Origin of the sequence: Bacillus sp. SM2101 (assembly GCF_018588585.1) — a bacterium.
GTDB lineage: Bacteria > Bacillota > Bacilli > Bacillales > SM2101 > Nanhaiella > Nanhaiella sioensis.
The window spans coordinates 34,214-49,871 of sequence record NZ_JAEUFG010000012.1 but is presented as its reverse complement, the minus strand read 5'-3'; the positions used below and the strand labels follow the sequence as shown (position 1 = coordinate 49,871).

The 15,658-nt window shown below is 35.2% G+C and carries 11 protein-coding genes and 3 tRNA genes; all 14 read right to left on the bottom strand.

Annotation, left to right across the window (positions count from 1 at the left end; translation table 11 throughout):
- Positions 1–295: 295 nt before the first annotated feature.
- Positions 296–1,537, bottom strand: a complete 1,242-nt coding sequence (locus JM172_RS13220; protein ID WP_214482825.1) for a S1C family serine protease — start codon at positions 1,535–1,537, stop codon at positions 296–298.
- 355 nt (positions 1,538–1,892) lie between these two features.
- A complete protein-coding gene (locus JM172_RS13215; protein ID WP_214482824.1) occupies positions 1,893–2,687 on the bottom strand; it encodes an MBL fold metallo-hydrolase in 795 nt (264 codons plus the stop codon).
- 8 nt (positions 2,688–2,695) lie between these two features.
- On the bottom strand, positions 2,696–3,478 hold the full coding sequence (locus tag JM172_RS13210; RefSeq protein ID WP_214482823.1) for a two-component system regulatory protein YycI: 783 nt from the start codon (positions 3,476–3,478) through the stop codon (positions 2,696–2,698).
- On the bottom strand, positions 3,465–4,775 hold the full coding sequence (locus tag JM172_RS13205) for a YycH family regulatory protein (RefSeq protein ID WP_214482822.1): 1,311 nt from the start codon (positions 4,773–4,775) through the stop codon (positions 3,465–3,467). The genes JM172_RS13210 and JM172_RS13205 overlap by 14 nt, the downstream gene beginning before the upstream one ends.
- Entirely contained in the window at positions 4,772–6,595 is a 1,824-nt protein-coding gene (gene walK, locus JM172_RS13200) for a cell wall metabolism sensor histidine kinase WalK (protein WP_214482821.1), read from the bottom strand. The genes JM172_RS13205 and walK overlap by 4 nt, the downstream gene beginning before the upstream one ends.
- A gap of 8 nt (positions 6,596–6,603) precedes the next feature.
- The gene (gene yycF / locus JM172_RS13195) at positions 6,604–7,314 is read right to left on the bottom strand and encodes a response regulator YycF (RefSeq protein WP_214482820.1); all 711 of its coding nucleotides are present in this window, start codon (positions 7,312–7,314) and stop codon (positions 6,604–6,606) included.
- Between the two features lie 89 nt (positions 7,315–7,403).
- The gene (locus JM172_RS13190; protein ID WP_352223464.1) at positions 7,404–8,903 is read right to left on the bottom strand and encodes a peptidoglycan DD-metalloendopeptidase family protein; all 1,500 of its coding nucleotides are present in this window, start codon (positions 8,901–8,903) and stop codon (positions 7,404–7,406) included.
- A 279-nt stretch (positions 8,904–9,182) separates the two neighbouring features.
- Positions 9,183–9,255 (bottom strand) — tRNA-Phe (locus tag JM172_RS13185).
- A 158-nt stretch (positions 9,256–9,413) separates the two neighbouring features.
- Positions 9,414–9,489 (bottom strand) — tRNA-Asp (locus JM172_RS13180).
- A 44-nt stretch (positions 9,490–9,533) separates the two neighbouring features.
- A tRNA-Glu gene (locus JM172_RS13175) sits at positions 9,534–9,605 on the bottom strand.
- Between the two features lie 411 nt (positions 9,606–10,016).
- A complete protein-coding gene (locus JM172_RS13170; RefSeq protein ID WP_214482819.1) occupies positions 10,017–11,303 on the bottom strand; it encodes an adenylosuccinate synthase in 1,287 nt (428 codons plus the stop codon).
- A 448-nt stretch (positions 11,304–11,751) separates the two neighbouring features.
- Positions 11,752–13,116, bottom strand: a complete 1,365-nt coding sequence (gene dnaB / locus JM172_RS13165) for a replicative DNA helicase (protein WP_214482818.1) — start codon at positions 13,114–13,116, stop codon at positions 11,752–11,754.
- A gap of 106 nt (positions 13,117–13,222) precedes the next feature.
- Positions 13,223–13,669 carry a 50S ribosomal protein L9 gene (gene rplI / locus JM172_RS13160; protein ID WP_214482817.1) on the bottom strand — a complete coding sequence of 149 codons (447 nt, stop codon included), beginning with the start codon at positions 13,667–13,669 and terminating at the stop codon, positions 13,223–13,225.
- Complete coding sequence (locus JM172_RS13155; protein ID WP_214482816.1) at positions 13,666–15,639, bottom strand: DHH family phosphoesterase; 1,974 nt, start codon at positions 15,637–15,639, stop codon at positions 13,666–13,668. Before JM172_RS13155 ends, rplI begins: the two co-directional genes overlap by 4 nt.
- Positions 15,640–15,658 lie beyond the last annotated feature (19 nt).

Genomic DNA, 15,658 nt, shown 5'->3' with positions numbered 1-15,658 from the left:
ATTAAAAATGTTAATTTTCTCAAGAATGTTGCATGCTTTTAACCATATCTATAGTATATTATACTTTTATGTAAAGAAAAATCTACCAACATATATAATAACTCTAATTATTAACTTAATTTCCTATGACCATCTTTTTTTGTCCAAATCAGCACTCTTTCTATGGAATTTAAGCTTTTACTGAAGAAATATCCCCTCTTTCTCTCAAAATAGCTACTGTTATTGTCCAACTTCAAAAAGAGGCTTCTCTCTGCCAAACGAATTTGACTAAAGAGAAGCCTCTACCTATTAATATCTAAAATATTTCTTCAATCAACTTCAGTGTGACTGTTTGTTCTTCACCGTCTCGGAAGATAGTGACATCCATCGTGTCGCCAATTGCTTTTTCATTATACAAGTACTTTCTTAATTCAATTGTATCTGTAATTTGTACACCATCCATTGCGACAATGACGTCTAATTCTGCTAAGCCTGCTTGGCTTGCTGGAGAATTAGGTTCTACTCGCTGGATGACGACACCTTCTGTAACATCTTCGGGTAAATGAAGTGTTTGTTTTTTATGGTAATCTGAGATCTCATTTAACGATACCAAGTCTCCTACTCCCATATAAGGACGCCGCACTTCCTGGTATTGCTCTAAGTCCTGAATGACTGGTAGCGCATAATTACTTGGAATTGAGAAGCCAATTCCTTCAACTGCTTGTTCAGCTATTTTCATTGAGTTAATCCCTATGACTTGACCATCGATGTTAACTAATGCTCCACCGCTATTACCTGGGTTAATTGCTGCATCTGTTTGCAAAACTTCAGAGTTCCAATCATACGTACCATCCCCATTAATGTCCATTGGTACAGAACGATTTAAACCTGATACGATCCCTTGTGTTACTGAACCAGAAAACTCCAAGCCTAATGGATTTCCAATAGCAATGACTGGCTCACCTAGATTAATTTGATCAGAGTCACCAAACTCGGCTACCGTTGTAACATGTTCACCATCAATTTCAAGAACTGCTAAGTCAGTCCAAATATCACTTCCAAGTATGGTTGCTGGTACGCGGGTTCCGTCAGCCAAGCTTACTTCTACTGCATTAGCACCTTCGATGACATGGTGATTAGTAACAACGTAAGCTTTACCGTTATCTTTTTTATAAATAACTCCTGATCCTGTTCCTGCTTCTTGTGCTCCAGCTTCGTTGTTACTCCAAAAGCCGGCTTGTTGAATATTCACTACACCGACAACTGCGTCTGATACTTTATCAACTGCATCCGTTATTTGTGAGGATACATTGACGGCAATATTTTTATTAGTTCCCTCATTTATTGGTGTCCCGTTATTTGTTTCGAGTTGCTCAGCTTGCTCCTCGTTAATAGCTATATCATACGGTAAAACATCTAAATTAACTAAAGTAGGAATTGCAATAACAACTAGCAATGCTCCCAGAATAGCCCCAACAAGTGCTGATAAAAACCAACCGCCTCGATTTCCTTTTTGCTTTCCTTGAGCTTGCTCATAGTCTTGATCATAATATCCCATAAGTGATCCACCCTTTCACCGATGAATGTTAGATTTTGCAATTAATGCTTGTAATATTTATTATACTCAGAAATACTAATAAATCTATCATATCCACGAACTAACACAGTCATCACATAATTTCACATGAAGGGTGTTTTTGCCTTTTTAGAGATGGCTCTTTTCATATGCTATTGTTTTAAAAAGTGGACAGTCATATAAGGTTATATCCACGCCCTAAATTTTAAAAATAGAAAAGAAGCCAAGAACGCTTTCTTGTAAGAAATACAACTCTATGCGAGTAAAAAGGATGAAGCAACTTCTAAGGGATGGATGCTATAAGTCGATTCAACTTTATGGAAGATTTGATTATGAACTAGACTGCTATGAGCTTTGTCGGTTGATTTGGATCAGTATCATATAAGTTAAACTGCTCTCCGATTATAAAACCTTTTGATTCTAATGTCTGAGAAACTGCCATCCGTGCTAAATCCTTCATATTATTATCTTGGCTTAAATGTGCTAAATAAATACGTTTCGTACGATCACCTATAACTTCAGTCATCGCAATGGCTGCATCTTCATTCGATACGTGGCCAACATCACTTAAAATTCGGCGCTTAATATTCCATGGATATTTACCCATTCTTAGCATGTCAACATCATGATTGCTCTCAAACACAAATACGTCAGCGTTGTTAATAATTCCTTTCATTCGATCACTGACATAACCAGTATCCGTAATAAGTGCAATTTTATTACCTTCATGGTGAAAAACATAAAACATTGGCTCGGCTGCATCGTGTGACACTCCAAATGACTCTATATCTAAATTGCCAAACGATTTTACTTTACCCATATCAAAAATGAACTTTTGTTCTGTAGGGATTTCACCAACTTTACTTTCCATCGCACTCCACGTCTTTGCATTCGCGTATATTGGTAATTGATATTTCCTAGCTAATACACCTATCCCTTTTATATGATCAACATGTTCATGAGTTACTAAAATTCCAGATAGATTACTTATCGAACGGTCAATCTGAAGAAATAATCGCTCCATCTGTTTACCACTTAAGCCAGCATCAACTAATATTGATTGCTCGTTCGTTTCTATATAAAACGCATTTCCAGTACTGCCACTTGCAAGCACACTAAATTGTAAACTCATACTTTCTTTCACTCCAAACTTTCCTCGTCAATTACTTTCCCCTCAAATGCATTGACGTAATAGTTTTCCTGATCATTTACGACAAATTGCCAAGTCGGTGTAAGAACCTTTGATTGGGGAGTTGTAAATGGCACAATTGAATAATATCCTAACTCAATTTCTGTTATTTGGCTACCAAACTTTAATAAGTTCTTATTGTGGAGAATTTCTAACGCCTTTATCGCAGGAATAATTTCTTCTTCTTTTTCGTATTCTTCTATATTAAGCATTGTCTGCCTATAAGAAATAATTTCATTTATGTCATTAAGTTGTACGATAATACTACTATTTTGTTCGTTGTAAATAACTTTATCATTAAATAGTTGATAGAAAATAATTTGGTTTAGCCCCTCATCCATTTCCCAAAGAGTATATTTATCGCCATCAATAATATACTCTTTGAAAAATTGACTTAGTAGGAAGTCAAGCTTTGCTTCTTCTAATGGATACGGTGTTAACAATGTTGATTCTACTATTGTAGTATCAACAATAGGTATATCCTGACCAGCTAGTTTCGTTAGTTCTTCTTCCGTAAACAATCTACTTTCACCGCTTAAATATTTTCCTCTCTCCTCTACCTCAGGAATTTTAACATAAGTAATATCGTCAGCAGCTAAATTTTCCTCAATTGTTTTTTCTGTCAGTATCATTAATTGGTTATTATTGCGCATTTCAAGTAACTGATAGATTAAAAAAATATCTAGCAAGAGAAAAGTAATAATGAAAATGGTTTTCGTCTTATTCCAATCCAATATACTCTCCTCCTACCTCTTCTACATTAATATGACGCCAGATGTTGTTATAACGATAAAACCAAACTGGATCAAAAATCAAAACATCTCGATCATCTCGTCTAAGCCTATAGCCTAGGATTAGATCTTCAAGTGAATTTTTATTAAATTGTTCCATTTGTTCCAAATGATTAATAATTTCTTCACCCGTTGGTATAGTAACCTCCCTATGTTCAGATATTTTTAGTTCAATCATCGGGCGTTCATATCGATATAATTTGCCATTTCGCCAATATTGTTCAATTTTTGTAAGGTTACTTTCATTGAAAACAGGTAGGTTTCGTAAAAATAACTGAAACTCTGTCGTTTGCGTATACTTTTCTCTGTTCTCATCCCAGCTCCAATAACGATATTTATCCGTCCATCCACCATGACTATTTACAAAATCAATGCTTTTTAATACAGTATTTGCGGTACTTAATATGTCACTATCCTCTGATACTGGATTCTCAAACTTTAAACGATTCGTTAAAGAATTTACTTCCATAAATCGTGAGCCATCTGTATACACAACCACGTGTGAAGATAATGATTCCTTTTGAACAGATTTAGGATCACTAAAAAGAGCATCCTTAAATACTTCTGGAGCTAGTGTTTCATACGTATATTCCAATTGATATACAGCTTGCTCTCCCGATGGTACATAAATGCGTTTTACTTCATTGATGTCGTATGGGATATAGTGTGTATACGATTTTTTTTCTTGGAAATTTTTCCTTATATTTTCTAAATAAACATTATCTAGTGATGCTTTATACACTCTTTGCTTATCATATAAAACAAAATATAATTCTCCCTTATCCACATCAACAACGATACGATCATACAGCCCGACTAAAATATCTGGATTTTGAAATTGAAACATTTTCTTCGTAAATTCAGCTGGAACTTGGTCTTGATAGACTATTTCAATTTTATTATCTCCATGGATAAATGATAAAAAATCTTTTTGTGGAATAGTATTAGATATATTTGTTACATTCGTAATAATCCATTTTTGTATTTCTGATACCATTTTATCAATTTTGTAATATTCATTTGTTCCATAATCATCGTAATTATAATGAATAAACATTTGACTAGGTTTAATCAGTTCTTCAACATCACGAGTTTCATTGTTAACTAAAACAAATTGATTAATATCTGGATTTTCTAATGTTTTATACTTATTTTGGAAAGTCCAAATATTCCATGTTAAAATAATACTGATCAGCACTAATGTTGTTAGCAATATTGATTTTAAGACCTCAAATTTCATGACCACTCATCCTCTTGCTCCTTTTCAAGTGGGAGTGTAAAGAAAATTGTCGTACCCTTGCCCTCCTCACTCTCTGCCCAAATGTCTCCTCCATGTGCTTCTATCATTTCTTTGGAAATTGCCAAACCTAGACCTGTTCCACCTAGGTTACGGCTTCTAGCCTTATCAACTCTATAAAACCTATCGAATATATGTGCAAGGTTTGCCTTAGGAATACCGACACCTTCATCACTTATGATTACTTCAAGATGATTAACATTTTTCCTCAAAGAGAAGCTGACTTGTCCTCCTTCTGGAGAGTATTTTAATGCATTTGAAATGATGTTATCTATGACTTGAGTTACTTTATCCTTATCAATACTAACCGTAATTTTTTCATCTGGTAGCTGTCTTTTGAAAGTTACATATTGATTCTTTGAAATTTCAAATCGATCAATAATCTGATGAAAAAATTCAATAAAATTAACAGGTGTTCTATGTAATGAGTAATCCCTACTATCTAACTTAGATAGCTGAAGTAAATCCTTCACTAGTCTTATCATACGTTCAGTTTCTGTTTGTGTAACATGTAAAAACTGTGGTGCAATATCTTTGTCCTGCCATGCCCCTTCGGCTAATGCTTCCAAATAACTTCTCATTGTCGTAAGTGGCGTTCTTAATTCATGTGACACATTCGCAACAAATTCTCGCCGTTCCTGCTCGATCTTCTCTTGCTCGGTCACATCATGTAAAACAGCTATTAAGCCATTTGTAATACCGATTTTATTTTCAATGACAGAAAAATTCACCCGAAGTATATAAGAGTTATCCTTTGTACTCACGTCGAGTATTAAAGATTCTCTCTCATTTAAAAGTGTATCAAAATTAAGTTCATCCTCTAATCCTAAGGCCGAAATAATAGGTTCATTAAATACGTCTTCCCTAGATATACCTAATAGTTTTAAGGCAGGATCATTTATTAAAATGATATGTCCTGTTCTGTCAGTCGCTATAACCCCGTCTGTCATATGTGTAATAACTGAAGCAAGCTTACGTCTTTCACCCTCTGTAGACGCTTGTGCTTCTTGGAGTTTTCTAGATAAATAATTAAAGGTTAATGCTAATTGACCAATTTCATCATATCCGTAAATACGAACCTTTCTAGAGAAATTTCCTTTTGCCATCGCAAGAGCTTGTTTTCTCATATCTGAAATTGGACGAGTAATCGTATGGGCTAAAAAGATCCCTAATACGGCAGTAATGACCATAGCTAAAACTGTTCCTGTTACAAGAATACGATTAATTTGCTTCATTTGATTATAGACATTTTCCATAGAGGCTACTAAGTATATCGCACCAACAATTTCATCATTTGACTTGATAGGTGTTGATAATACACGCAATCTGAACCCTGTATTTGGTTCTATAACCAATTCATCACTAGCTGTTCCAACAATAAGCGCAAGATTAATCCCACGCTCAGTCATTCTTTTCCCAACAATTTTCTCATTATCTGGATTAGACGTTCCTATGACACGACTATTGATATCAATAACACGTACCTCAATAATGTCCTGATAATCGTAGTCTCGCAAAATATTTTTGACATCATCCTCAACTGTGCTTGCTTGTTCATCTCGCTCTAATGTTATGGCTTCCTCTAAATAGTAGGATAGGATGTTTTCTTGTCTATCCAGTGACACTTTAAAGCCTTCGACGAGCTGACCTTCTAGTTTCCGAACAAAATACACCCCTATAATTTGCATAGCAATAAGAATGAGGAGAATATAAATTAGAATAAACTTAATATGAATGGAACGAAACACACCAACTTTTTTCATAAATAAATTTACTCCTGCTCTGGATTTCGTAAGTAGTATCCAACACCCCTTCTAGTAACAATCCAAGTTGGATCGCTAGGGTTATCTTCAATTTTTTCACGGAGTCGTCGAACTGTGACATCAACTGTACGAACATCGCCAAAATAATCGTAACCCCACACTGTTTGAAGCAAATGCTCTCTTGTCATTACTTGACCTAGGTGTTTTGCTAAATAATGTAATAACTCGAACTCGCGGTGAGTCAGCTCTATCGTTTCACCACGTTTTGAAACAACATAAGCATCCGGTTGGATGACTAGTGGTCCAATTGATAAGTAATTATTGTCATCTTGTGATGTATCTTCTTCTGGTATGAGTTGATGCCTTCTTAAATTAGCTTTTACACGTGCAAGCAACTCTCTAGTACTGAACGGTTTTGTTACATAATCATCCGCTCCTAATTCTAAACCAAGAACTTTATCAATTTCTGTGTCCTTTGCTGTTAGCATGATAATTGGCATATCATATTTTTTCCTTACTTCTCGGCAAACTTCCATTCCATCTTTTAGTGGGAGCATAATATCGAGTAATATAATACTCGGTTTTACCTCTTCAACTTGATTAAGTGCTTCTACTCCATCGTAAGCACATGTAACTTCGTAACCTTCTTTTTCTAGGTTGAATTTTAAAATATCAGCAATTGGTTTTTCATCGTCTACTACAAGAACTTTATTTTTCATAGAAAGACTCCTTTCCCGGAACATTCTGTATCCTTACTTTATCATGAGGAGTATATGAATTACAAAAAAACCTCTAGCAAAGCTAGAGGTTACTGCAAGAAGTTTCTCGGGTTTTGTACACTTCCGTTTTTGTATACTTCAAAATGTAGATGGGTACCAGTTGAATTACCTGTCGACCCCATCATGCCAATTTTGCGTCCTTTTTCAATCGTTTGTCCAACTGAGACGCTTATTGATGACAGATGTGAATATGTTGTCTTTATACCATTGTTATGATTAATAACAATTCGATTCCCATATCCTCCATCCCAGCCTGCAAATTCAACGACTCCATTGTCTGCAGCTTTAATCGTATAATTACTTGGTCTCGCAATATCCATACCTTTATGCAGCTTTCCCCATCGCTGTCCCATTTCGCTTGAAACATAACCGCCTGAGGCTGGCCATAATAGAGTACCAGTTCCACGTGAAGGCACAACCTTCGTACCTTTGAAAATAATTTTATTTACAGGTTCTTTAGTAACTTCTTCTTTAATCGTTGTTTTTTCTATTTGCGTACCATTATCTTTTACAGTAATAATATTCTCTAGTTTCTCACCATTTTGACCTTCTTGATTTACCTTTTGATCACCTTTATACATTGTATCTTTTTCAATCGTCTCGGTTTTAAATGGTATTACAACTCGTTTATAATGCTCTTCTTTTACGAGAACATGTACAAATGGTTCATACTGAGTAACATTTAATTGCTGACCAATTTGCAATACTGTCTTTTCGGATATATCTGAATTAAGTTTAAGAAGCTCTTCTGTGCTTAAGTCATGAGCATTTGCAATACTTCCTAAGACATCACCTTGTTTAATTTCATATTTTTTCTCTGCCAACGTCCCTTTCTTTAATAAAGAAACACCTTGGTCAACAGTAATGATATTATCTGGTGAAATGTCCTCTTTAGTAACTTTAACTGATTCATCAAAGGATACATCTATAATTCTTGATTCGCCTTCCTTCAGTGGCGGTAATTCATTCGATAGGTCATTCGGTAATTCATTAGGCTTTTGTTGTAGCTCTAATTTTTCTAACTCTTTTGCTGAAACGTAAGACGTTTTGATCTTTTTCAACACTTCATTTGCTTCTTCTTCGTTTGCAAAATAAGCGATTGGTTCTCCGTTAACATTAATGGCAGCTGATGCTGCAAATATCTCTATGTTATTTTTAACTTTCTTAGCGGTAGTTTCATTATTAACTACAGGACTAAAGACTTTTTCAGGTATGTAGGTTAACTGGTCTCCTACAGAAAATTCAAGATAACCGTTACGATCGTCCATCTTTTTCATCTTGTCGTTTACAGCCTTCTCAATAGTCTTTTTGTCATCTACTGTTCCAATATTTTCTCCGTTAACATATACATGATAGATTGTAGATATGACTGATCCACCATTAGCAGCTTCTACCGAACCAACTGTTAGTGTTGCGACTGCTACAGTCGTAACCATTGCTTTTTTGACGATACTAAGCGCTTTCTTATCAAAGTTAACAGGTTTAATCAAATGACGTACTTTAGTATATATGTTTGTTTGTTTTAACACTACTTTTCCTCCTAAAACAGGTTTCTCCAGCGCCTTGGGAGAGAAAATTCTTTATATTTTAATGTGACAAATTTCTCTTTTAAACACTCTATTACTTTATCATAAAATAAAAATAATGGCATACTAGATCAAAAGATGTAACATAATTGTATTATAGCTGTAATTTAATAGTTTCTTTTGTAAAATACAAGGTAATAAAAGCTAGCATTCTACTAGAATTATTACCAATATTATCATTTAATTAAAAAAGTATGATCTATACAGACCATACTTTGACAGTGGCTCGGGACGGAATCGAACCGCCGACACAAGGATTTTCAGTCCTTTGCTCTACCGACTGAGCTACCGAGCCGTAATGAATTGTGCTTTTATTCCCTCGCATCTCTTTTGCAAGAGATTGCTCCTCGCAGAACTACTCTGACGTCTCTTCATAGATGAATACGTTCTGCTCTAGCTACCGAGCCATACTTGCTATTCATCAATAATTTCTTAGTTCTTTATGTAATAAAATGGCGGTCCCGACGGGAATCGAACCCGCGATCTCCTGCGTGACAGGCAGGCATGTTAACCGCTACACCACGGGACCAAATATTCTATACAGTTTATTATGTAATACTTAATTTTTATAAGTGACCCGTACGGGATTCGAACCCGTGTTACCGCCGTGAAAGGGCGGTGTCTTAACCACTTGACCAACGGGCCATATAATCATAAAATCTCAATTGATTATCAGCGACATTTAATATATTAACATATTTTTAAAATAAAATGCAATAGTATTTTATTTATTTTTGGGCTCTTTTTGTAAGCTGTGTTGTTATGTTGACTAAATTAAATAAGACAATATTGAGTTGCAATCATTTTTATAGTAATAACAATCCATGAGCATTAGTTGTTAAAGCGTATATCCTAATACTATAATTTAAAAACAACAAAAAAACAATACAACCTTTTTAACAGTCAAAAGGGCTAAAAGTTACCCATTTTAGCCCTTTTGTCTTATTGTAAAATAGACTTTGTCTTTACATACATGTGGTTGTTAGAGGCTGACATCGCGACTCTAGAATGAAAAATAACAATCAACCTGAAAAAAACTAAAGCAAGAAACAATAATTAACTATATACGCTACGCACAACATTTGTTTGTGATCGATCTGGTCCAACTGAGAAGATTGATAAAGGAATACCTGTTAGCTGTGATACTCTTTCAAGATAATGACGAGCATTTGCAGGTAACTCTCCTAAATTTTTGACTCCTGTAATGTCCTCTGACCATCCAGGCAATTCTTCGAATACTGGCTCACACTCTGCTAGCATTTTCAAGCTAGCAGGAAATTCTTCTATGAGTTGTCCCTTATAACGGTATGCTACACAGATCTTTAATGTCTCGATTCCTGTAAGTACATCAATTGAGTTAAGTGATAGATCAGTGATTCCACTTACTCTACGAGCATGTCGAACGACTACACTATCAAACCAACCGACGCGACGTGGTCTACCAGTAGTCGTACCATATTCACGTCCTACTTCTCTAATTTGATCTCCTATCTCATTCGTAAGCTCTGTAGGAAATGGTCCATCTCCAACTCGGGTCGTATATGCTTTTGATACACCTACAACATGTTTTATTTTAGTAGGACCGACACCTGAACCAATTGTAACTCCGCCTGCGACTGGATTTGAAGATGTTACAAATGGATACGTTCCTTGATCTATATCTAGCATTACACCTTGAGCACCTTCGAATAGAACTCTGCGTCCTTCATCTAGCGCATCATTTAACACAACAGATGTATCACAAACATATTTTGCAAATTGTTGTCCATATCCATAATATTCGTCTAATATATCTTCAATTTTAAAGCCATCTACCTCATACATTTTTTCTAATAAACGATTTTTATCTTCAAGGTTTTTAGATAGCTTCTCTTCAAATGCCTCACGATCAAGAAGGTCTGCAATTCGGATACCTATACGAGCTGCTTTATCCATATATGCTGGACCGATGCCCTTTTTCGTCGTTCCAATTTTGTTATCGCCTTTTCTCTCTTCTTCGACCTCATCGAGTTTAAGATGATAAGGTAAAATGACATGTGCACGATTACTAATACGTAAATTATCAGTACTAACGCCACGTTCGTGCAAATAATTCAGTTCTTTAACAAGAGCCTTAGGATCAACTACCATGCCATTACCAATCGTACAAATTTTATCAGCATAAAAAATGCCTGAAGGTATTAAGTGTAACTTATACGTGTTACCGTTAAACTTTATTGTATGTCCTGCATTATTTCCACCTTGATACCTTGCAATTACTTCTGCGTTTTCTGAAAGAAAATCTGTAATTTTACCTTTCCCTTCATCTCCCCATTGTGTTCCAACAACGACTACTGAAGCCATCTAGGCACCTCCGCTTTTTCCGAACTTTCATTTTTATTATTATCAAACATGATTAGTGTACCAATTCCATTGTGTATAGTCAATTAAAACCGAACATTATTATTTTATTTAGTAATTTTGTTCGTAGTTTTAATAATTACTTGATTAAACATTTTTTTAACAGATTGATCGTAATAAAAATTAAACACATATACAACTAACACCTTTTTTCTGTATAACGATGACTGTTGCGTAAAACACATCATGACAATTGGGACAAACAACATATAATAAATGGTTATATAAATAAATGCTTAGCATTATTCGCTTAGAATAAAAATCATATTTCATCTTCCTTTTTAGACGATCAACTTTTCATAAAACGGAAAATTGTAGTAGTTAACAAAAAAAGAACCACATGTAGATAATCTCTACTTTGTGGTTCTCTATTATTTAGTAATCTCCTAAACTATGCTCCAGCAGGAACACTTGAATCGCCATAGCGTGTCTCTAAGTTTACAAATTTATTATACTCTTTGACAAAAGCTAGTTGTACAGTCCCGACTGGACCATTACGTTGTTTGGCAATAATGATTTCTATTATATTTTGATTTTCTGTTTCTTTATCATAATAATCTTCTCGATAGAGAAAGGAAACAATATCAGCATCTTGCTCGATACTTCCTGATTCACGAATATCTGACATCATCGGTCGCTTATCTTGTCTTTGTTCAACCCCACGGGAAAGCTGTGAAAGAGCAATAACAGGTACTTTTAATTCACGTGCAAGTGCTTTTAATGAACGGGATATTTCTGAAACTTCCTGCTGACGATTTTCCCCGCTTCGCCCACTACCCTGTATGAGCTGTAAATAGTCTATTAAAATCATTCCTAGACCACTCTCTTGCTTTAGGCGTCGACATTTTGAGCGAATTTCACTAATACGTATACCTGGCGTATCGTCGATGTAAATACCTGAATTAGAAAGGCTCCCCATCGCCATCGTTAGTTTACCCCAATCCTCAGGAGTGAGTGAACCGGTCCTTAAGTTTTGGGCATCAATATTTCCTTCAGCACAGAGCATACGCATTACAAGTTGCTCTGAACCCATCTCAAGACTAAAAATCGCTACATTTTCATCAGTTTTCGTAGCAACGTTTTGAGCTATATTTAACGCAAACGCAGTTTTACCGACAGAAGGACGTGCTGCAACAATAATTAAATCATTACGTTGAAACCCAGCAGTCATTCGATCAAGCTCAGAAAAGCCTGTTGGTATACCAGTAATGTCACCTTTGCGATTGTGTAATAATTCTATATTGTCATACGTTCGAACGAGAACGTCTTTTATACTTTGAAAGTCACCTGCGTTTTTCCTTTGGGCAACATCCATAATTTGTTTTTCTGCTTCATTTAAAAGAACATCTACTTCATCTTCTCGACTGTAGCCATCTTGAGCAATCGTCGAAGCTGTTCTAATGAGGCGACGTAAAATAGATTTTTCTTCCACTATTTTTGCATAATACTCAATATTTGCTGCAGTAGGTACTGAGTTAGCTAAATCACTTAAATAATTTAGCCCACCGATCTCTTCTAAGAGCTTCCCATCTGCTAGTTCTGATGTAACTGTTACTAAGTCAACAGGTTCACCCTTATCTGAAAGTAATAGCATAACATGAAAGATTTTTTGATGAGCAGCTCGATAAAAATCTTCAGGAATTAATATTTCAGAAGCCAAAGTCAATGATGATGACTCAAGGAAAATAGCACCTAATACAGCTTGCTCCGCTTCAATATTTTGCGGTGGTATGCGATCCATTATCATATCACTCATCCACTTTCACCATCCTATAGAAAAAATGTGATTTTTAGAAAAAGGTACGTTTAAAAATGTACACTTTATCATTAAATCACATTTCCACTCATTTTGTATAATTAATTTATTCCTCTATTACCTGAACTTTGACAGTAGCGGATACTTCTGGATGTAGTTTAATAGATACGTTTGTAAATCCTAAAGCTCTAATTCCATCCGCAAGCTCTATTTTACGCTTGTCAATTTTCATTTTATGTTTCGTTTTTAATTGCTCTGCTATTTGTTTACTCGTAATTGAACCGAATAATCTGCCACCTTCACCAGCTTTCGCAGTAAATTCGATGGTGATTTTCTCAAGCTCTGCCTTTAATTTTTTGCACTGATCTAGTTCTGCTTCAGCCTGCTTCTCTTCCTTTTTTTTCTTCGCTTCTAATGAACTAATATTACTGTTTGTTGCTTCTACTGCAAGACCTTGTTTGAAAAGAAAATTTTGAGCGTATCCATCAGATACATTTTTTACTTCCCCTTTTTTTCCTTTCCCTTTAACATCCTTTAATAATATTACTTTCATGATTCTTTCCCTCCATCTAAATAATCATCAAGTACTAACTTTAATTCCTGTTCAACTTCATCAATACTCATATTCTCTAACTGTGTTGCAGCATTTGTTAAGTGACCACCGCCGCCGAGAGCTTCCATAATGACTTGGACATTAACATTACCTAAAGATCGAGCGCTAATTCCAATTACTTGATCACTACGCATCCCAACAACAAACGAAGCTGTTACATCATTCATTGATAATAATGTGTCAGCGGCTTGAGCTAATAACACTTGATCATACGTTTCATCAGCATCTCCAAGTGCTATTGTTAAGCCTGATCGATAGATCACCGCTTTTGCTATTAGATTAGCACGTTTTACATAATGATCAATATTTTCTTTTAATAATTTTTGAACGAGTATAGTATCTGCACCGTGAGCACGTAAATTAGATGCAGCATCAAAAGTTCGTGAGCCAGTGCGTAGCGTAAAGCTTTTTGTATCTACGATAATCCCTGCTAACAATGAAGTTGCTTCAAGCATATCCATCTTTAAACCTTTAGGTTGATACGCTAATAGCTCTGTTACAAGCTCAGCAGTAGAAGATGCATAAGGTTCCATATAGACGAGAAGGGGGTCTTCTATGAAGTCCTCACCTCTTCTATGATGATCGATTACAACTACACTTTCCGTTTTATTAATTAATCTTTCCTCAATGACTAGTGAGCTTTTATGAGTGTCTACAACGACTAACAATGTCTCGTCAGTAATTATTTCAAGCGCTTGTTCAGGTGTAATAAATCGAGACCATAAGTTTGTATCTTTTTTAATTTCATTAATCAGACGTTCGATTCCAGTTCCTATATCATCTTTGTCTAATACAATGTACCCATTCTTCTCATTCACTTCAGCAACTTTTAAAATCCCTATTGATGAACCTATCGAATCCATATCAGGGTTGACATGTCCCATTATTAATACTTGATCACTTTCAGTTACAAGTTCTTTCAATGCATGCGATATGACACGCGCACGTACCCTCGTCCTTTTTTCCATAGGGTTCGTTTTTCCTCCGTAGAACTTCACCTTTCCATTCGTTTGCTTAATAGCAACTTGATCACCACCTCTTCCGAGTGCTAGATCAAGACTTGATTGGGCAAGTACTCCTAACTCAGGTAAAGATGAAACCCCTACTCCAATACCAATACTTAATGTTAAAGGCAAATGGTGCTTTGAAGTTTTTTCTCGAACATCGTCTAATATAGAAAAACTCTCGGTTTCTAATTGCTTCAAGATATATTCATTCAACACAGCGATAAAACGTTCGGATGATGTTCTTTTAATAAAAACCCCGTTTTCCTTTGCCCACTTATTTAATAAAAACGTTACTTGGCTGTTCAAATTACTTCTTGTTTGATCTTCTACTCCTTGCGTAACTTCATCATAATTATCTAACAAAATTACTGCTAGTACAGTCCGTTCATTCTCATATTGAATTTGAATTTCTTTCTGTTCTGTTACATCAAAAAAATAAATCAGACGTTCTTCTGGCTTTACATGTACTTTAACCTTTCGTTCATAAAGCGTAATAATATCATCATCAACTTCTTGCTTAATAATCGGAATTAAGCTCTCTGTAATGTCATGTAGTGAACGTCCTACTAATGTATCCTCTGGAAAATAGGAAGTTAAAAATGAGTTACTCCATTCTACATTAAAGTGTTCGTTATAAAGTAGTATCCCAATGGGCATTTCTAGTAAAGCTTCTTCTCCAACTTTTTTGACTCGGTGGGAAAGAGTAGAAATATAATCTTCTATCGATTGGTTAATTACCCTTTCGGACTTAATAAAAAAGTATATAGGGATGCCAAGGAGCATAAAAGCAATGATTCCGTAGATCCATTGATAAAAAGTAATAATAAGTATCATTAAAATCGAAATACTAATTATTCCATATATAGGATACCGAATTACACTCTTTTTATAGTACGAAGGCACGTTTTTCAGCTCCTAAATT